At 71.0% G+C, this 17,989-nt stretch carries 19 protein-coding genes; 8 read left to right on the forward strand and 11 right to left on the reverse strand.

The window, feature by feature from the left end:
• Positions 1-16: 16 nt before the first annotated feature.
• From ACTWPV_RS43770 to ACTWPV_RS43785, 4 genes are all read left to right on the forward strand, one after another.
• Positions 17-1,177: a sensor histidine kinase gene (locus ACTWPV_RS43770; RefSeq protein ID WP_347650484.1), complete on the forward strand. Its 1,161-nt coding sequence runs from the start codon at positions 17-19 to the stop codon at positions 1,175-1,177.
• Positions 1,168-1,824: a response regulator transcription factor gene (locus tag ACTWPV_RS43775; protein ID WP_347624504.1), complete on the forward strand. Its 657-nt coding sequence runs from the start codon at positions 1,168-1,170 to the stop codon at positions 1,822-1,824. The genes ACTWPV_RS43770 and ACTWPV_RS43775 overlap by 10 nt, the downstream gene beginning before the upstream one ends.
• The gene (locus tag ACTWPV_RS43780; protein WP_443156308.1) at positions 1,821-2,597 is read left to right on the forward strand and encodes a DUF4097 family beta strand repeat-containing protein; all 777 of its coding nucleotides are present in this window, start codon (positions 1,821-1,823) and stop codon (positions 2,595-2,597) included. The genes ACTWPV_RS43775 and ACTWPV_RS43780 overlap by 4 nt, the downstream gene beginning before the upstream one ends.
• A gap of 63 nt (positions 2,598-2,660) precedes the next feature.
• Positions 2,661-4,307, forward strand: a complete 1,647-nt coding sequence (locus ACTWPV_RS43785) for an acetolactate synthase (RefSeq protein WP_443156309.1) — start codon at positions 2,661-2,663, stop codon at positions 4,305-4,307.
• Between the two features lie 2 nt (positions 4,308-4,309).
• Here ACTWPV_RS43785 and ACTWPV_RS43790 read toward each other — a convergent pair whose 3' ends face one another.
• On the reverse strand, positions 4,310-5,839 hold the full coding sequence (locus ACTWPV_RS43790) for a protein kinase domain-containing protein (protein ID WP_443156310.1): 1,530 nt from the start codon (positions 5,837-5,839) through the stop codon (positions 4,310-4,312).
• 274 nt (positions 5,840-6,113) lie between these two features.
• Between ACTWPV_RS43790 and ACTWPV_RS43795 the strand changes: the two genes are divergently transcribed.
• Positions 6,114-6,503: a thioesterase family protein gene (locus tag ACTWPV_RS43795; protein WP_347624508.1), complete on the forward strand. Its 390-nt coding sequence runs from the start codon at positions 6,114-6,116 to the stop codon at positions 6,501-6,503.
• 6 nt (positions 6,504-6,509) lie between these two features.
• On the opposite strand, the gene ACTWPV_RS43800 is transcribed toward ACTWPV_RS43795, so the two are convergent.
• From ACTWPV_RS43800 to ACTWPV_RS43835, 8 genes are all read right to left on the reverse strand, one after another.
• Complete coding sequence (locus ACTWPV_RS43800; RefSeq protein ID WP_132336371.1) at positions 6,510-6,725, reverse strand: biotin/lipoyl-binding carrier protein; 216 nt, start codon at positions 6,723-6,725, stop codon at positions 6,510-6,512.
• 40 nt (positions 6,726-6,765) lie between these two features.
• The gene (locus ACTWPV_RS43805; protein ID WP_347650480.1) at positions 6,766-8,130 is read right to left on the reverse strand and encodes an acetyl-CoA carboxylase biotin carboxylase subunit; all 1,365 of its coding nucleotides are present in this window, start codon (positions 8,128-8,130) and stop codon (positions 6,766-6,768) included.
• Between the two features lie 132 nt (positions 8,131-8,262).
• Complete coding sequence (locus ACTWPV_RS43810) at positions 8,263-9,558, reverse strand: HD-GYP domain-containing protein (protein ID WP_443156311.1); 1,296 nt, start codon at positions 9,556-9,558, stop codon at positions 8,263-8,265.
• Complete coding sequence (locus ACTWPV_RS43815) at positions 9,555-10,910, reverse strand: HD-GYP domain-containing protein (RefSeq protein WP_443156312.1); 1,356 nt, start codon at positions 10,908-10,910, stop codon at positions 9,555-9,557. The genes ACTWPV_RS43810 and ACTWPV_RS43815 overlap by 4 nt, the downstream gene beginning before the upstream one ends.
• Positions 10,911-10,928: 18 nt before the next feature.
• Complete coding sequence (locus tag ACTWPV_RS43820) at positions 10,929-11,051, reverse strand: hypothetical protein (RefSeq protein WP_347650477.1); 123 nt, start codon at positions 11,049-11,051, stop codon at positions 10,929-10,931.
• Between the two features lie 94 nt (positions 11,052-11,145).
• Entirely contained in the window at positions 11,146-12,087 is a 942-nt protein-coding gene (locus ACTWPV_RS43825) for an NAD-dependent epimerase/dehydratase family protein (RefSeq protein ID WP_347650476.1), read from the reverse strand.
• 10 nt (positions 12,088-12,097) lie between these two features.
• Positions 12,098-12,325, reverse strand: coding sequence for a mycothiol system anti-sigma-R factor (gene rsrA / locus ACTWPV_RS43830; protein ID WP_443156313.1), 228 nt, complete (start codon positions 12,323-12,325; stop codon positions 12,098-12,100).
• A 35-nt stretch (positions 12,326-12,360) separates the two neighbouring features.
• Positions 12,361-12,966, reverse strand: a complete 606-nt coding sequence (locus ACTWPV_RS43835; protein ID WP_132630305.1) for a sigma-70 family RNA polymerase sigma factor — start codon at positions 12,964-12,966, stop codon at positions 12,361-12,363.
• 234 nt (positions 12,967-13,200) lie between these two features.
• On the opposite strand from ACTWPV_RS43835, the gene ACTWPV_RS43840 reads away from it, so the two are divergent.
• Positions 13,201-13,941 (forward strand): class I SAM-dependent methyltransferase, encoded by a 741-nt coding sequence (locus ACTWPV_RS43840; protein ID WP_132336385.1) that lies wholly within the window; start codon positions 13,201-13,203, stop codon positions 13,939-13,941.
• 25 nt (positions 13,942-13,966) lie between these two features.
• Here ACTWPV_RS43840 and ACTWPV_RS43845 read toward each other — a convergent pair whose 3' ends face one another.
• Together ACTWPV_RS43845 and ACTWPV_RS43850 are read right to left on the reverse strand one after the other, a co-directional pair.
• Positions 13,967-14,299, reverse strand: coding sequence for a TraR/DksA family transcriptional regulator (locus ACTWPV_RS43845; protein ID WP_347650475.1), 333 nt, complete (start codon positions 14,297-14,299; stop codon positions 13,967-13,969).
• Positions 14,300-14,456: 157 nt separating this feature from the next.
• The gene (locus ACTWPV_RS43850; protein WP_347650474.1) at positions 14,457-15,257 is read right to left on the reverse strand and encodes an SOS response-associated peptidase; all 801 of its coding nucleotides are present in this window, start codon (positions 15,255-15,257) and stop codon (positions 14,457-14,459) included.
• 97 nt (positions 15,258-15,354) lie between these two features.
• Here ACTWPV_RS43850 and aroA point away from each other — a divergent pair, with 97 nt between their 5' ends.
• Both aroA and rsgA read left to right on the forward strand, forming a co-directional pair.
• Entirely contained in the window at positions 15,355-16,626 is a 1,272-nt protein-coding gene (gene aroA, locus ACTWPV_RS43855) for a 3-phosphoshikimate 1-carboxyvinyltransferase (protein WP_443156314.1), read from the forward strand.
• Between the two features lie 174 nt (positions 16,627-16,800).
• Positions 16,801-17,844: a ribosome small subunit-dependent GTPase A gene (gene rsgA / locus ACTWPV_RS43860; RefSeq protein WP_347650500.1), complete on the forward strand. Its 1,044-nt coding sequence runs from the start codon at positions 16,801-16,803 to the stop codon at positions 17,842-17,844.
• Positions 17,845-17,989 lie beyond the last annotated feature (145 nt).

A 17,989-nucleotide genomic window follows, 5' to 3' on the forward strand; every position in this document is an offset into this window, starting at 1 on the left:
TCAATACCGTTGGGGCATGACAGTCCCCCGTCCGTGGTCGGCACGGGCCTGGCTCGACACGGCTCACGTCATGACCGGCCTGCCGGTCGCCGTGCTGCTCGGCGGGCTGACCGTCCTGCTGGCCGTGGTCCCTCGCCTGCTGTGGCAGGCCCTGCCGTGGTTCACCCGGGTGCAGTGCTCCCGGTTCGCGGCGTTCCAGGGGGTGCGCATCCCGCCCACACCGCCCCTGGCGGGATGGCGGAGCCCCACGGCGTGGCGGCAGATCGCCTACCACCTGCTGTCGCCGTTCGTGGGCGCCGCCGCGGCGTTCCTGGTGGCCGTGGTGTGGGGCGGATCGTTCGTGGGGCTGCTGTCGTTCCTGCCGCCGCGGCTGGTGCCCGCGCCCATGGTGTTCGAGTTCAACCTGCGCGACGGGCGCGTGCTGGGGATCTTCATGGGGGTGGGGCTCGCGCTGCTCGTCCTCGCTCCCTTCCTGGCACGCGGCATGGCGGCGCTCGACCTGGTGGTGGCGCGTACGCTTCTCGGGCCCAGCCGCTCGGAGCTGGGGCAGCGGATCGAGACGCTGACCGAGAGCCGGGCCGGCGTCATCGACGCGGCCGACGCCGAACGCCGCAGGATCGAGCGTGACCTGCACGACGGCGCGCAGCAGCGGCTCGTCTCGCTCGCCATGAACCTCGGCCTGGCCAGGGCCACCCTGACCGACCTGCCCGAGCCGGCCCGCCAGGCGATCGAGCAGGCTCACGAGGAGGCCAAGCAGGCGCTCAAGGAGCTGCGCGACTTCGTCAGGGGCCTGCACCCTGCCGTGCTCAACGACCAGGGCCTGGACGCGGCGCTGTCCGGAGTCGCCGCCCGAGCGCCCGTGCCGGTCAAACTCCGGGTCGACATCGAGCGGCGTACGAGTCCGACCATCGAGGCGGTGGCATTCTTCATCGTGTCCGAAGCACTGACCAACATCGCCAAACACGCCTCGGCCACCAAGGCCGAGGTGAACGTGCGGCGTGAGCGCGACCGCCTGCACGTGGAGGTCTACGATGACGGTTGCGGCGGCGCCACGCTGGACGGAGGCACCGGGCTGCGCGGCCTGGCCCAGCGGATCGACGCGGTCGACGGGTCGCTCCGGTTGTCCAGCCCGCTGGGCGGCCCGACGACGATCGAGGTGGAACTGCCGTGCGAGTAGTGCTGGCCGAAGACTCCGTGCTGCTGCGGGAGGGCCTGATCCGGCTCCTCGACGCCTCCGGCATGGACGTGGTGGCGGCCGTGGACGAGGCCGAGGGGCTGCTGCGGGCGGCCGAGGAACACCGGCCCGAACTGGTCATCACCGACGTCAGGATGCCGCCCACGCACACCGACGAAGGGCTGCGGGCCGCACTCCTGCTGCGCCGCCAGCAGCCGGGCCTCGCGGTCCTCGTGCTCTCCCAGTACGTCGAGGAGCGCTACGCAGCCCAGCTGCTGGCCTCGGCCGCGACCGGCGGCGTCGGCTACCTCCTCAAGGACCGGGTGGCCGACGTGGCCGAGTTCATCGACGCGCTGCGCAGGGTGGCCTCCGGCGGCACCGCCCTCGACCCCGAGGTGGTCGCCCAGCTGCTGCTACGTGGCAACAGCGACCCGCTGGAGCGCCTGACGCCGCGCGAGCACGAGGTGCTGCAGTTGATGGCGGAAGGCCGGTCGAACGCGGGCATCGGCCAGGCGCTGGTGCTCAGTGAAGGGGCGGTCGGCAAGCACATCGGCAACATCTTCACCAAGCTCGACCTGTCACCCGCCGAGGGCGACCACCGGCGAGTGCTCGCCGTGCTGCGCTTCCTCAGGATCAGGAGCCTGCCATGAGAGCGGCCTGGCTGATCGTGGGCGCGCTGACGACCACGGTGGCGTTGCTGGGGTCCACGGCCATGCTCTGGCACGTGTTCGCCAAGGCCAGGATGCCCGAGGAGGTCAAGCTACGGTCCATCCCGTTCACGGAGCGCAGGATCCAGATCAACGCCGCCAGGGGCGACGTGCACGTGTCCATCCTGCCGGGCGACGCCGGCGAGGTGTTCATCCACAGGTCCCTGCGGTGGACGCGTGACCGGCCCGCCGTCACGGAGGACTGGGACGCGCGTACGAGCACCCTGCGGCTCGAGGCGGCCTGCCCCGGCGCCGACCAGCCGGACGGGCCCCTCTGCATGGCCGACTACGTGCTCTTCGTGCCGCCGGAGACCGACATCGAGGCCGGCACGACCGGTGGCCGGCTCAGCGTCGGCGACGTGTACGGCGACGTGCGCCTGACCTCCGTCACCGGCGACGTGCGCGTCGACGACGTCGCCGGCTCCCTCTGGGCCAGGGTCGGCACCGGCAGCGTGCACGCCGACGCGCTCAACTCCGAGGAGACCGATGTGGAGGTCGGGGCGGGAAACGTGAGCCTGTCGTTCGTCAACCCTCCGGCGACCGTGAAGGCCGTCGTCAGGACGTCCGGCGACGTGCAGGTGCACGTGCGCGAGGGCTCGTACGACGTCTCGGTGGTCGCCCGCAACAGCACCCTGAACATCGGCAAGGACCCCAGCTCGCCGCGGAAGATCAGCGCGAGGGCGCCGGACGGCAACGTCACCCTGTGCTGCCGCTGAAGATCACCCGTGTCCGGGCCTTAAGGTCTGTTTACTCTTGTGACTGGTTGGTAAGTTCCCGGCATGGAGTCTGCGAAGCACGCCGGTGACGCCGCCGTCGCCGTGTCCAAGGCCTATGGCGTCGAGACCATGTTCACCCTGTCGGGGGGGCACGTCTTTCCGCTCTACGACGGCGCCGTGCACGAGGAGATGCGCATCCTCGACGTACGCCACGAGCAGAGCGCGGTCTTCGCCGCGGAAGCCACGGCCCGGCTGACCAGGAAGCCCGGGCTGGCCGTGCTGACCGCCGGCCCCGGCATCACCAACGGCGTCAGCGGCGTCGCGACCGCCCACTTCAACGGCTCCCCCGTGGTCGTCATGGGCGGCCGGGCGCCGCAGTCGCGCTGGGGCAGCGGCGCGCTGCAGGAGATGGACCACCCGCCGCTGCTCGACCCGATCACCAAGCTGTCGTTCACGGCGAGCGGCGCCGAGTCGGTCGGCCACGAGGTCGAGATGGCCTTCCGCACGGCGGTCGCCTCCCATCGCGGCCCGGTGTTCCTCGACTTCTACATGGACCACCTGTTCTCTCCGTCGCCGGTGCACGACGTGCAGACGCAGACGCCGTCGCCGCTGGAGCCCGACCCCGGCGACCTGGCCGGCATCGCACGGCTGCTGGCCGAGGCCGAGCGGCCCGTGCTGGTGTACGGGTCCGACGTGTGGATGGAGCGCGCCGAGGAGGCCGCCCGCGACTTCGCCGAGACGTGGCGGCTGCCGGTCATCCCCAACGGCCAGGGCCGCGGCATCCTGCCGTCCGGGCACGAGCTGCTCGTCACCCGGGCGCGCGGGCTCGCCTTCTCCCAGGCCGACCTGGTGATCGTGGTCGGCACCCCGCTCGACTTCCGCCTCGGCTACGGCTGGTTCGGCGGCAAGGACGGCGCGCCGCTGGCCCGCGTGGTCCACATCGCCGACGCGCCGTCGCAACTGGCCACGCACATGCAGCCGGCCGCGTCCGCCGCGGGCGACCTGTCGGTGGTGTTCTGGGGCCTCGGCGCCGCCTGTGGCGACGCGGGCGTCAAACCCGACGCCTACGCCCCCTGGGTGACGAGGTTGTCCGACACGGCCGCCGCGGCCATCGCCGGCGACGCCGAGTTGCTGGCCTCCGACTCCGACCCGATCCACCCCATGCGCATCTACGGCGAGCTGGGCAAGATCCTCGCCGACGACGCCGTGGTCATCGGCGACGGCGGCGACTTCGTCTCCTACGCGGGCAAATACGTCGAGCCCCGGCAGCCGGGCAACTGGCTCGACCCGGGCCCGTACGGTTGTCTCGGCACCGGCCTCGGCTACTCCATCGCCGCCCGCCTGGCCAGGCCGTCCTCACAGGTGGTGCTGCTGCTCGGCGACGGCGCCGCCGGGTTCTCCCTGATGGACGTCGACACCCTCGTACGCCACCGGCTGCCGGTCGTCATGGTCTGCGGCAACAACGGCATCTGGGGCCTGGAGAAGCACCCCATGCAGATGTTGTACGGCTACGACGTGGCGGCCGAACTGCAACCCCAGTGCCGCTACGACCAGGTCGTGACCGCACTCGGCGGCGGCGGCGAGCTCGTCACCGAGCCGTCCGAGATCGGCCCCGCGCTGCGCAGGGCGTTCGACTCGGGCATCCCCTACATGGTGAACATCGCCACCGACCCGCAGATCGCCTACCCGCGCAACACGACGGGGGTGTGACGCTACTGCTTCGGGCTGGCCGACGGGGTGGGGTTCGGGCTGCCGGTCGTGCAGGGGCTGTCGACGACGACCAGCGTGATCTTCGCCCCTTCGTCCGCCTGGGTGCCGCCCTTGGGGTTCATGGCCTTGACGGTGCCGCAGCGCAGGCCGGCGGTGGTGGTGGTCTGGTCGTCGAGGTCCACCTCGAAGCCCATCGCCAGGAGGATGTCCTGCGCCTCGAGGAACCTCATCCCGACCACCTTGGGCACGCGCTTCTTGCCGGCGGTGGGCGTGGGAGAGCCCGACGGCGTGGTGGTGGGCGTCGTGGTGGGCGTCGGCGTGCGGGTGGGGGTCCTGGTCGGCTTGGGCTCCGGGGTCGTCGGGTCGGGCCTGGGCGGCCTGGTGGTCGCCCTGGGCTCGGAGGTCGTCGGGTCGGGCCTCGGCGGCCTGGTGGTCTTCGTCGCGCGAGGGGAATGGATGGACGACGTGTCGCCCCGCGGAACAGCGGTCTCGGTGACCTGCGGCTCGCCGGGGGTCATGCCCGTCAGAGCGACCGCGCCGGCGCCCGCGCCGAGCACCACCGCGACCGCGATGCCCGTGATCAGGCCGGTCCTGCGCGGCGCCTTCGCCGCCCGCCGGCTGCCGCCACGGCGCTCGGACACGTTCGTGTCCTGGGATGCCTGCTGGTGCGCACCGGTCTGGTACGCCTCCATCGGCGGAGCGGCCGTGCCCGTCCCGGTGGGGGGCGCGTGAACCGGCTCGGGCACGGGCGAGGGCTGCCCGCTGGCGGCCGCGCGGGCCGCCTCGCTCATGGCCTTGGCCGACGGGTAGCGCCTGGCCGGGTCCTTCGACAGCGCGACCTCGACCAGCGTGCGCACCGCCTGGGGGATCTCGGCGGGGAGCGGCGGCGGGGCCTCGCGGATGTGCTTGAGCGCGATCGTGACCGCGCTGTCACCGTCGAACGGACGCTGCCCCATCAGGCACTCGTACGCGACCACGCCGAGCGCGTAGATGTCGACCGCGGGCGTGACAGGCGCACCCTCGGCCTGCTCGGGGGCGCAGTAGGCGGCCGTGCCCAGCACCATGCCGGCGTCGGTGAGCCGGTTGGCCAGATCGGACCTGGCGATGCCGAAGTCGGTCAGCACGAGCGTGCCGTCGCGCTGCACGAGCAGGTTGCCCGGCTTGACGTCGCGGTGCACGATGCCCTGGTCGTGCACGGCCTGCAACGCCGAGGCGGCCTGGGCGATCAGGTCCATGGCCTGCTGCGGCGCGATCCGGCCCAGCCTGGACAGTAAGCGGTCGAGCGGCTCGCCGTCGACGAACTTCATGACCAGGTAGACGGTGTCGCCGCTGACGCCGTAGTCGTAGACGTCGACCACGCCGCTGTGGTTGATCGTGGCCATCGCCCGCGCCTCCCCCTGGAAGCGAGCGACGAACCCCGGGTCCTCCATACGGCCTGGCAGCAGCACTTTGACGGCGACGGTGCGGGCCAGGACGATATCCTCGCCCCGCCACACCTCGCCCATGCCGCCGGCGCCGATGCGGGTATCCAATCGATACCGCCCCGCCAGCGTCGTCCCTTGTGCCACCATGACGCCCCCGTTACCCCCCTACTTCAGTAACCTCTCCCACCCCGCGAGTCTCCAACAAAGCGAACTTTCATCGCGGTAAGGTAACACAGTGGTCACGGAAGTCAGAGAGTGTACGACTCACCTGTCCCACATGCCACTCAAATGCCTCAAGCCGTACAAACTCTATCCTGCGGCCTCACGACGGGCCTTGTCCGCGTTTCGCGGAACTCAACAGCCGGATCGCTAGGCTGATCCCATGACGCTCGCACCTGGGCTTCGCGCCCAGTCACTCATCGTGGTCGAGATGGACGACACCGCCAAGAGCGTGGGCAGCGGAGACGTGCCCGTGCTGGCCACGCCCCGGCTGCTCGCGCTGGCCGAGGCGGCGACCGTGCGCGCCGTCGAGCGGCACCTCGCGCCGGGCCAGACGTCCGTCGGCACCCGGGTCGAGCTGGAACACGTGGCCGCCAGCCCGCTCGGCACGCGCGTGCAACTCGGCGTCGAGCTGACGCGGGTCGACGGCCGTCGCCTGACCTTCGCCTTCGAGGCCCACGACGAGCACTCTGTCGTGGGCAAGGGCACGATCGAGCGCGTCCTCGTCGACCGCGCCAGATTCCTGGCCGCGAGCGAACGGCGCACGACGTGAGGGCCGCTAGTCGTCGATGACGGCGATCAGGTCGCCTTCCTGGATCACGTCGCCCTCGGCCACCTTGAGCTGGGCCACCGTGCCGTCGTCCTCGGCGAGCACCGGGATCTCCATCTTCATCGACTCGAGAATGACGAGCGTGTCACCTTCGGAGACGGTGTCGCCCTCGCGGACGACGACCTTCCACACGTTGGCCACCATCTCGGCGCGTACCTCAGCCACCGCGACTCCCCTCTTTCCATGATCCGATAATGTTCACGACCTAGGCGCGCATGCGCGCGACCAGACCGGTGTCGTAGTCGCCGGCGACGAACTCCGCGTTCTCCAGCAGCTCCGCACAGAATGGCAGATTGTTCTTCGGTCCCTCTACGGTGAACGCCGCCACCGCCTTGCGGCCCTTCTCCAGCGCGTCGGCGCGGCTCTCGCCGCGGACGCAGAGCTTGGCCATCAGCGGGTCGTAGAACGGGGTGACCGTGTTGCCCATCTCATAGCCGGAGTCGACCCGCACGCCGTCGGCGACCGGCTCCTCCCACGCCGAGATCGTGCCAGGACCGGGGAAGAACCGCTTCGGGTCCTCCGCGTAGACGCGGAACTCTATCGCGTGCCCGGTCGGCTCGGCCGGCACCTCGGGGCTCTCGCCCGCCGCGACACGCAGCTGCAGCTCGACCAGGTCGACACCGGTGACCAGCTCGGTGACCGGGTGCTCCACCTGCAGCCTGGTGTTCATCTCCAGGAACACGAAATCCTGCCGGTCGGCGTCGACCAGGCACTCGACGGTGCCCGCACCGGCATAGCCGACGGCCTCGCCGGCCCGCACGGCGGCGGCGAGCATGCGCTCGCGCAACTCCGGCGTGATGCCGGGGGACGGCGACTCCTCGACGACCTTCTGGTGGCGGCGCTGCACCGAGCAGTCGCGCTCGCCCAGCGCCACGACCCGGCCGTCGGGCAGGCCGAAGATCTGCACCTCGACGTGGCGGGCCCGCTCGATATAGCGCTCGAGCAGGACGGCGGGCCCGTCGAGCGCGTCGCCCGCGCTCCCGGCGAACCTCGCCGCCGCCCTGGCCGCCTGGTCGTACGCCTTGCTCAGGCCCTCGTCGTCGTAGGCCACGCTCATGCCGATGCCACCGCCACCGGCCGCGGTCTTGACCATGACCGGATAGCCGATGGACTCCGCGGCCCGCAGCGCCAGCGACAGGTCGGTGACCGGCTCGCGGGTGCCCGCGGCGACGGGAACGCCCGCGGCCTCCATGAGGTTCCTGGCGTTGATCTTGTCGCCCATCCGGTCGATGGCCTCGGGCGCGGGCCCGATCCACACCATCCCCGCCTCGATCACGGCCCTGGCGAACGCGGCGTTCTCGGCGAGGAACCCGTAGCCCGGGTGCACGGACCGCGCGCCCGTCGCCCGCGCCGCCTCCAGCACCTTGCCGGCGTCAAGGTAGCTCTGCGCGGGGTTGGCCGGGCCGATCAGCACCGCCTCGTCGGCCTCGCGGACGAACGGCAGGTCGGCGTCGGCCTCGGAGTGCACGGCGACGGCACGCAGGCCCATCCGTCTGACCGTGCGGATGATCCGCCGCGCGATCTCACCTCGGTTGGCGACCAGAACGGGTCCGAGCGTCTCAGTAAGCACGCCGACCACCTTATGGCCGTCACAGGCTTGACCCCTTTCCCCCGAAACCACCGAAGCGGCCAGCACGATCTGTAGGAACCCCACAATCAGGAGCGCTCCACGGGCCGGTGGCTGCGTGCGGGCGACAACAGCTTAGACGCGGCCGCGGTCGATCACACGCCCTAGCGCCTCGATCGCGTGGGGGTCGTAGGAGCCGCCAGGAGACTGCCGGACGCGCTCCAGCGCCGCCCCGGCGCGGTCGCGGTCGGTGGAGGGCCCCACCAGGTCGTCGTAGGCGTTGGCGACCTTGATGATGCGGCTCGACAGCGGCGGGTCCTCGGTGATCGGGTCGCACTGCCGTCTGACCACCTCCGCCACGCGGTCGAGCACGCCCGTCTGCCGGATCACCTCGGCGCCCAGCTCGGCGATGCGGCGGGCCTGCTCGGGCTCGGTGAGCACGGTGGCGCCGCCGGGGATGGGATCGCTCAGCGACAGCTGGCCGATGTCGTGCATCAGCGCCGCGTATTCCAGCTCCAGCAGCTCGGGCTCGGCCATGCCCAGCTCTCTGCCGATGGCCACGGCCAGCCGGCTCACCCGGCGCGAATGCCCGGGCTCGACGTAGCCGCCGACCTCCGTCACCCGGGACAGGGCGCGCACGGTCTGCAGATAGGTGGCGCGGATGCCGGCGTATTTCCTGAAAGCGACCTGGGTGACCAGCAGCGGGGCGGCGAACACCAGCAGCGCCACCAGGTCCATGCTGTGCGTGGCCAGCGCCAGCAGCACGCCCGACGAGCCCACGGCGGCGCCCAGCGGGAACGCTATGTTGATCTCGTCGCGCACCGCCACCCGGAACGCGGTGCGCACCTGCTCCGCCCTGAGCAGGGCCGCGATCAGCACGTCGATCAGCAAGGTGATCGTGATGAGCGTGGCCATCGCCGCCAGCGCCGGCCACCACGTGCTGGTCGGCGGCTTGGTGAGCTCGTGGAGCGGGTCGGCCAGCGGCCGGAACGCGAACGCCGGCAACGCGCCGATGAGCAGCCGCCTGGCCATCGCGTCGAGCCGCGGCGGGCGGCCGACGGCCAGGTGCGGCAGCGCTCCCGCCGTCATGCCGACCGCGATCACGGCGACCACCTGCAGCGCGGGATGGCGCAGCGGGTTCTGGCTGAGGTCGAGCAGCAACGTGTAGCCGAGCGCCGCGGCGGCCCCGATGGGCGCGACCTCCCTGTTGCCCGGCATGGTGAGCCTGGCCAGCTCGCCGACCGCGATCAGCGCGCCGAACCCGACCGCGACCTCCGGGCGTTCGAGCCCGGCGGCGGCGGTGTAGCCGACCCCCGCCACCGCGACCAGCCCGGCCACGCAGATGAGCAGGAGCTGCCCCGAGTCGAGCCGGCGCAGCACCGTGCCCACGGACCGCTCGGCCCGCCGCCGGGGACGTGCTGTGGTGATCATTGACCGGTCACGACCTCGATGGGCATGGTCGGGTCGTCGTGGTCCTTGATCGGGGACTCGGCGGCCTCGGGGGGCGGCGGGTCGACGCGGCGCGGCGGCTGCCACGGCTCGCGGTCGAGCGCTCTGATGAAGGCCGCGACCATGACCGGGTCGAAATGGGTGCCGGCGCATTTGCGCAGCTCTTCCACGGCCACCGGCACCGGCCTGGCGCCGCGGTAGGAACGGTCGGAGGTCATCGAGTCGAACGCGTCGGCCACCGCGATGACCTTCGCGAACTCGGGGATCTCGTCACCGGCCAGCCCCATCGGGTAGCCCGTGCCGTCGTGGCGCTCGTGGTGGTGCATGATGCCGGCGTAGGCCTCGTCGAGGAACCCGATGCCGCGCACGATCTCCAGCCCGCGCATCGGATGCAGCTGGATCGCGGCGAACTCCTCCTCGGTGAGCGGCCCGTCCTTCTGCAGCACCTTGGTGGGCACGCCGAGCTTGCCCACGTCGTGGAGCATGCCGGCGTAGCGGATCGCCCGCACCCGCTCGACCCCCATGCCGATCTCCTGGGCGATCATCGAGGAGGCGTGCGAGACCCGCGTGCAGTGGCCGCGCGTGTAATAGTCCTTCGTCTCGACCGCCTGGCAGAGCGCGGCGATGGTGGCGTCGTAGGAGCGCTGCTGCGCGTGATACTGGCCGAACGCCCACCGCGCCACGAAGAGCGGCACCAGCACCAGCACCGCCGAGATCGACGCCACGGTGGCCCACAGCCCCGCCACCAGCAGCCCGAACGTGCCGTAGCCCAGATAGGACAGCAGGAACTGGACCATGCCGCGCATCGGCACCTCGGTGGCGCGCGACCCCGTGGCCAGCGCGATCACGGTGAGGGTGAGGACGATGTTGAGCGGCACGAAGACCGCCGTGGCCGCGACGTAGGGGCCGATCAGGTCGTCGAACGCGTTGACCTGAGGCACGCCGACCTGCCCGTCGAGCGCGACGTAGAGCCACCCGGCCGCGAAGCCGCAGATGGCGAACTGGGCGCCGTTGAACAGACGTTTGATCAACGGCAGCCCCGGCCGCACGCTCACGATCGCGGTCAGCCCCACCAGCGCCGCCCCCTCGGGACCGAGCAGCACCACGGCGGCCAGCGAGGCCGAGAAGCTCACCGAGACGGCGAACTGCTCCACGTTGAGCAGCGTCGGCATCGACTCGCACACCAGGAACAGCAGCGCGAGCACGAGCAGGATGTCGAGGTCCTCCGGAGCCACGGGCGCGCCGGAGACCACGACGCCGCGAACGATGAGAGCGGCCGCCACCCCGATCACAGCGACCAGATAGGCCCTTGCGGGCCACGGCAGATCACGCATTGCGGCCCCCCACGGCGGTCAGGTCCAGGAAACCCCGGGTGGGATCGCTCCCTCGAACACGCCCCCGAACACCATGACCATCGGAGCGGCCAGCACGGCGGCCATGAACAGCCGGGCGACCATAGCCTTCAACATACGCATGCCTCCACGGTCGACTTGTGGAGTTTCACGCTACAGAAGAGGGCGTGGTCGCACCGCCCGAGTGTGAAATAGCAAGCAAAGCGTAATCAAGCCACTACGAGACGCGATGTGCGGCGGCCCACTCCACGGTCTTCTTCACGCCGGTCGACAGGTCGGTGCGCGGCTGCCAGCCGAGCCCGTCGTGGGCCGGCACCGGGTCGACCGCCATCGCCGGCAGGTCGCCCACGCGCGGCTGCGCGAACCCCGGCTTGTCCTGGGCGCCCGCCGCGTCGGCGATGAGCGAGTGCAGCCGGCGGTCGCTGGTCTGGATGCCGGTGCCGAGGTTGAACCTGCGGCCGTTGCCCTCCGCCCCGCACGCCCTGACGAAGCCGTCGACCACGTCGTCGACGTAGATGTAGTCGCGGGTCTGGGTGCCGTCGCCGTAGAGGACCGTGGGCGTGCCCGACAGCAGGGCGTCGGTGAAGATGGCGACCACACCGGCCTCGCCCTCGGGCGACTGGCGCGGACCGTAGACGTTGGAGAGCACCAACGTGGTGTATTCGAGACCGTAGAGGGCCCGGAACGTGGCGAGGTAGGTCTCGCCGCTCAGCTTGGACGCGGCGTAAGGGGAACGCGGGTCGGTCGGCGCGTCGCCGGGCACCGGGATCGCCGACGGCCTGCCGTAGACCGCCACCGACGAGGCGAACACCACCTTGCGGGTGCGCCCTTCGTGGGCCGCGGCCAGCACGGACGCCGTGCCCGCGACGTTGACGCCCGCGTCGTGCACCGGGTCGGCGACGCTCTTGCGAACGCTGATCTGCGCGGCGAGGTGGCAGATGACCTCGGGTTGCAGGTCGGCGACCAGGGCGATCAGCGCGGGATCGCGCACGTCGATCTGGTGCAGCCGGAAGCGGTCGCTCCCGCTCGCCTGCGCCAGGTTGTCCCGGCGCCCTGAGGACAGGTCGTCGACGACGTCGACCTCATGCCCGTCGCCCAGCAGACGATCGACGAGATTCGAACCGATGAACCCGGCACCCCCGGTGACCAACGCGCGCATGCGGTCGATCCTAGTCGGCCAGCTCCGACCTCACTTGCGCGATGCGGGCCAGGACCTTGGATCGCAGGTCTGCCGGGACCGGATCGCAGCCGCAGTGTTTGTGCACAAGCGCCTTGACCGCTTTGTCCAGATCATATTCCTGCAGGCACGGGCTGCACTCGTCGAGATGCACGCGGATGTCTGCGACGTCGCTCTCGGTCAGCTCGCCGTCGAGATAGGCGTAAACCTTGTCGAGCACCTCGCGACAGTCGGTGTCATGCGGGTTGCCACAGCTCATTTCGATCCCTCCGCCGGGACCAGGCCACGCTCGCGAGCATAGTCCTCAAGGAGGCCCCGCAACTGCCTGCGTCCCCTGTGCAGCCTCGACATCACGGTGCCGATCGGAGTGCCCATGATGTCGGCGATCTCCTTGTAGGGGAAGCCCTCGACATCAGCCAGGTAGACGGCGATCCTGAACTCCTCGGGCAGGGCCGCCAGCGCCTCCTTGATGTCGCCGTCGGGCAGGTGCTCGAGCGCCTCGACCTCGGCCGACTTCAGCCCGCTCGACGTGTGGGACTCGGCCCGCGCGAGCTGCCAGTCCTCGATCTCCTCGGCGCCCGACTGCTTCGGCTCGCGCTGCTTCTTGCGGTAACTGTTGATGAAGGTGTTGGTCAGGATCCGGTAGAGCCACGCCTTGAGGTTGGTGCCCTGCTGGAACTGGTGGAACGACGCGAACGCCTTGGCGAAGGTCTCCTGCAGCAGGTCCTCCGCGTCCGCGGGATTTCGGGTCATCCGGAGCGCCGCGGAGTAGAGCTGCTCGAGATACGGCATGACATCGCGCTCGAATCGCTCGCTCCGCTGCTCCAGCGTCTCCGCGCCTGTCGCGGGCACCGGACCCACCCCCCTAAGATCACCGGTGGCCGACCGTGGCGGAACACCGTACTCAGGGGAGGATACCCGCTGGCCCGTGACCTCCTGGTCAGCGGGTTGGGGGCTGAGCAATGTGAGCATGCTCGTCGCAACACACCCGCGCCCTCGTCTGTTCCCGCAAGATAGAAGGTACGAAGGACCCGGTGCGGGGAACGTCATAACGTACCGGCTGGTAGCCCTTTTTCCGTAACCCAGGAGTCGCGTGTGCTGCCCATTCCGGCCGAGGAACTGAACGGCTCAGGGACGCTCGGGCCGTACTGGACCTTCTATCGCGCCGTCGCCGCCGAGCAACTGAACCGATGGCTTCCCAGCCAGCCCTCCGTGATCCTCGACCTGTCCGGCGGCCGCGGCCGGTGGTCCGGCCAGGCGGCCAGGGCCGGGCACCGGGTGATCGAGGTGCTCGACTTCCGCCGCACGGTCGACGCGCAGTCCCGATTGCGCGACGCCGACCGCGTCCGCCACGTGCGCGCCGACGATCTGTCGTTCCTGCCCGACGAGAGCGTGGACGCCGTCCTCGCAGAAGAGCGCGCGATGTCGGTCGAGCTGATGGCCGAGTCGGCGATGAGCGACGTGGCCAGGGTGTTGCGCCCCGGCGGCCGGGCGCTGGTGTGCGTCGACTCGCTCGTGCTGGGCATGGCGATCCTGGCCGAGCAGGGCCAGTGGCAGCACCTGCGCCAGACCGGCGAGGTCATGCTCGTGCCGTGGCCCGACGGCAGCATCACGCGCTGCTTCAGCAGCGGGCAGCTGCGCGAGTTGCTGGCGGGCACCGGGCTGGAGGTGGAGTGGATGCGGCCTCGCACGGTGTTGTCGCCGTCCACGGTCGACCACGTGCTCTCGTCCGACGCGCGCGCCCTTTCCTATCTGGTGCGTACGGAGCTCGAGGCCCATCCCGACGACGACGACACCGTCGGCATCCACCTGGTGGCCAGCGCCCGCAAGCGCTGAGCGCCTGCCGGCGGCCCCGGCGCGGTCAGCGGCGGCGCTCCCGCTTCCCCTGGCACTGCACGCACCGCGCGGCCTCCGGGCGGGCCTCCAGCCGGCCCTCCGGCACGGGCTTGCCGCAGTCGACGCACCTGCCGTAGACGCCTTCGTCGATGCGCCCGATCGCCTCCACCACCGCGCGGCGCTGCGCGGTGGCCACGGTCAGCATGGCCTGCGCGCGGTCGGCGTCGGTCAGGTCGGAGCCCGCGTCGGCCGCGGAGTATTCCCGCACCGCGACGGGGTCGCCTCTGAGGACCCCGATCGAGCGGTCCAGTTCGGCGAGCATGTCCTTCAGCCGCTCACGAGCGGTCGTGACGTCCACGAATCCGCACCTCCGGGTGAATGAGGGAAGCCTGCGGCCAGGACTCCCCGGATGTCCCCGCCGGCGCGATCAATGGGGGCCTATGTGGCGGTGACACCGAGTGAACGGTTGCATCGCTTTCCTCACCGAATGCCCACTTACCGCGCTTCTTACACCTTTAGAACAGCGCGGACTCCCCCGCCTCGGGGAGCGGTTCGATGAGGTGGGGGCCGTTGTTCCTGACGTTGTTCACGTCCGTGGCGACCGCGTACGCCGTGAGCCGCCCCGACTCGGCGGGCACCAGCAACTCGGAGGCCCGCCCGGTGTCGGTGAGTTCGGGGTCGAGCCATTCGGCCCAGCGGTCGCGCTCGATCATCATGGGCATCCTGTCGTGGATGCGGCCGAGGTGGTCTTCGGCGTCGGTCGTGATGACGGTGCAGCTGACGAGCCACTGGAGCGGGTCGTCGTCGGCGCGCGACGGATCCTTCCAGAACTCGTACAGGCCGGCCATGGCCAGCACCCCGCCGTCCGCGGGATGGATGAAGTACGGCTGTTTCTTCTTCCCCTGCTTTTGGCCGCGCCCGCTTCGGCCCTCGCTCTCTCCGTCCGGGCTCGTGCGGTCCGGCTCGACCGGCATCCACTCGAAATAGCCGTCGGCCGGGAGCAGGCATCTGCGCTTGGCGAACGCCCGGCGGTAGGACGGCTTCTCCGCCAGCGTCTCGGCCCTGGCGTTGATCAGCCGCGAGCCGATCGACGGGTCCTTCGCCCAGGCGGGGACCAGGCCCCACTTGAGGATCCTCAGCTGGCGGACCGCCCGCTCGGCCTCGTGGGGCACGCGGCTCAGGACGGCGTAGACGTTCTTGGTCGGCGCCACGTTGTAGTCGGGGCCGAGCTCCTTGTCGGGGTCGCCGTCCTGCTCGATCTGGAACTCCTCGAGCAGCTCGTGCTTCTTGCGCGCCGAGGCATATCTACCGCACATGACACCACACTGCCATGTCCTTCCCCCACTCGCGTGTCCGCCCGGCGGCGGCGCGCGGACTTCGACCGCGTACCGCCACTCCCAGTACTCTTTGACCATGCCCGCTCCGCTCTGGCCCGCACCGACGGCGACGACCCCCGTCAGCGCCACCGTCTCGCTGCCCGGCTCCAAGTCGGTGACCAACCGCGCGCTCCTGCTCGCCGCGCTCGCCGACGGCCCCGGCGTCGTGCGCGGTGCGCTGCGCAGCCGCGACGCGGACCTGATGGCGGCCGCGCTGCGGGCGCTCGGCACCACGCTGGTGGCCGGAGGTGAGAGCGCCGCGGGGGTCGACTGGCACGTGACGCCGGGCCCGGTCCGCGGCGGCGTGAGCATCGACGCCGGCCTGGCGGGCACGGTCATGCGGTTCGTACCACCGATGGCCGCGCTGGCCGACGGCCCGGTCCACTTCGACGGCGACCCGCACGCGCGCAAGCGCCCGATGGGGCCCATCCTCGACGCGCTGCGCTCGCTGAACGCGCGGGTCGACAACGACGCGCTGCCGTTCACGATCATCGGGCCCGTCACGGGCGGCGAGGTGACGCTGGACGCGTCGGGCTCGTCCCAGTTCGTCTCGGGGTTGCTGCTGGCGGCCGCGCGCTTCGAGAAGGGCGTCACGATTCGCCACGTGGGCCCGCCCGTGCCCTCGCAGCCGCACATCGAGATGACGGTGCAGATGCTCAGGGCGGCCGGCGTCACGGTCGACGACGGCGAGCGCGACGTGTGGCGCGTCGAGCCGGGCCCGATCGCGGCGAGAGACGTCACGGTCGAGCCCGACCTGTCCAACGCGGCCCCGTTCCTGGCCGCCGCACTGGTCACGGGCGGCACGGTCACCATCCCGGCATGGCCCGCCGAGACCACCCAGCCCGGCGACGCCCTGCGGGGTCTGCTCACCTCCATGGGCGCCACGGTCACCCGCACGGCCGACCTGGTCGTCACGGGCACGGGCGAGATCACCGGCATCGACGCAGACCTGCACGAGGTCGGCGAGCTGACCCCGACGATCGCCGCGCTGGCCGCGCTCGCGCGCACCCCGAGCCGCATCCGGGGCGTGAGCCACCTGCGCGGCCACGAGACCGACCGCCTGGCCGCGCTGGCCACCGAGATCAACCGCCTCGGCGGCGACGCCGAGGAGACGGACGACGGCCTGGTCATCCGACCCCGCCCGCTGCGCGGCGGCACCTTCCACAGCTACGACGACCACCGCATGGCCACCGCTGGAGCGATGATCGGGCTCGCGGTCCCGGGAGTGCGGGTGGAGAACATCGCGACGACCGCCAAGACCCTGCCGGAGTTCGTCCAGATGTGGGCGGCGATGCTGGACTCCCGATGACGACGGCCTTCCGGCCGCTGCCCGCCGCTGGTTTCATGGGGGAAGCCCCGGGCACGTCGGAGAAGGGCGAGACGTGACCGCGCGCTGCCCGCACCCACCCGCCGTACCCGGCCCGCGTCACCGAGCACCCTGTCACCGACCGCAGAGGGGAAGCGAGCGTATGGGAGCGGACCGCTGAGAAAGCGGGAGTACGACGAGGACGACGTACGGGTCAGGCCGGGCAAGGGGTCACGGCCGCGCACCCGGATCCGTCCTGCGCACGAGGACGCCGTCGGAGGGTTCGTGGTGGCCGTCGACCGGGGCCGCTACACCGTCCTGGTCGAGCCGGAACGCCCGAAGGGGTCGGCCCAGAAACGCAGGCACCAGCCTCAGCGCCGCCTGGTGGTCGCCATGAAGGCCCGCGAGCTCGGCCGCAAGGGCATCGTCGTGGGCGACCGGGTCGCCCTGGTCGGCGACGTCTCCGGCCGTCCCGACACCCTGGCGAGGGTCGTCCGCGTGGAGCCGCGCAGCTCGATGTTGCGCCGCTCGGCCGACGACACCGATGACACCGACGGCATCGAACGCCCGGTCGTCGCCAACGCCGACCAGCTCGTCATCGTGACCGCCCTGGCCGATCCGCCGCCCCGCCCTCGCATGATCGACCGCATGCTGGTGGCCGCGTTCGACGCCGAGATCGAGGCTCTGCTCTGCCTCACCAAGTCGGATCTCGCCCCGCCCGACTCCCTGGTCGCCCTGTACGAACCGCTGGGCGTCTCGCACGTCGTCGTGCGCAAGGGCGGCTCGCTCGACGAGCTGCGCGACCACCTGACGGGGCGCATCAGCGTTCTGGTCGGCCACTCGGGCGTCGGCAAGTCCACCCTGGTCAACGCCCTGGTCCCCGACGCCAACCGCGCGGTCTCCCAGGTCAACGCCGTCACGGGCCGCGGCCGCCACACCTCCACCTCGGCCGTCGCCCTGGAGCTGCCGGAGGGCGGCTGGATCATCGACACCCCAGGAGTGCGCAGTTTCGGCCTGGCCCACGTGTCGGTGGAGACGGTGCTGGCCGGGTTCCCCGACCTGGTGGAGGGCACGGTCGACTGCCCGAAGGGCTGCACACACCTGGGCGACGGTTGCGCCCTGGACGCGTGGGTGGCCGCCGGCAATGCCGACCCCGCCCGCCTGGAGTCGCTCCGTCGCCTCCTGTCCAGCCGCGAGGGCTCACCCGACGACGCTCCCTGACCCTTTTCACGTGCCCTTGCGTGCTGCCTTTTCGGCGGTCAATGGACGGGCAAAAAGTACGGATTGCCAGGGAAGATCAGCGATATCTCTCGACATGACGTACTTACCGCTGACAGGGAAAAGGGATACCGGTTACCAGAAAAGA

The organism is Nonomuraea sp. KM88 (genome assembly GCF_052245635.1).
In the GTDB taxonomy this organism is placed as follows: Bacteria; Actinomycetota; Actinomycetes; order Streptosporangiales; family Streptosporangiaceae; genus Nonomuraea.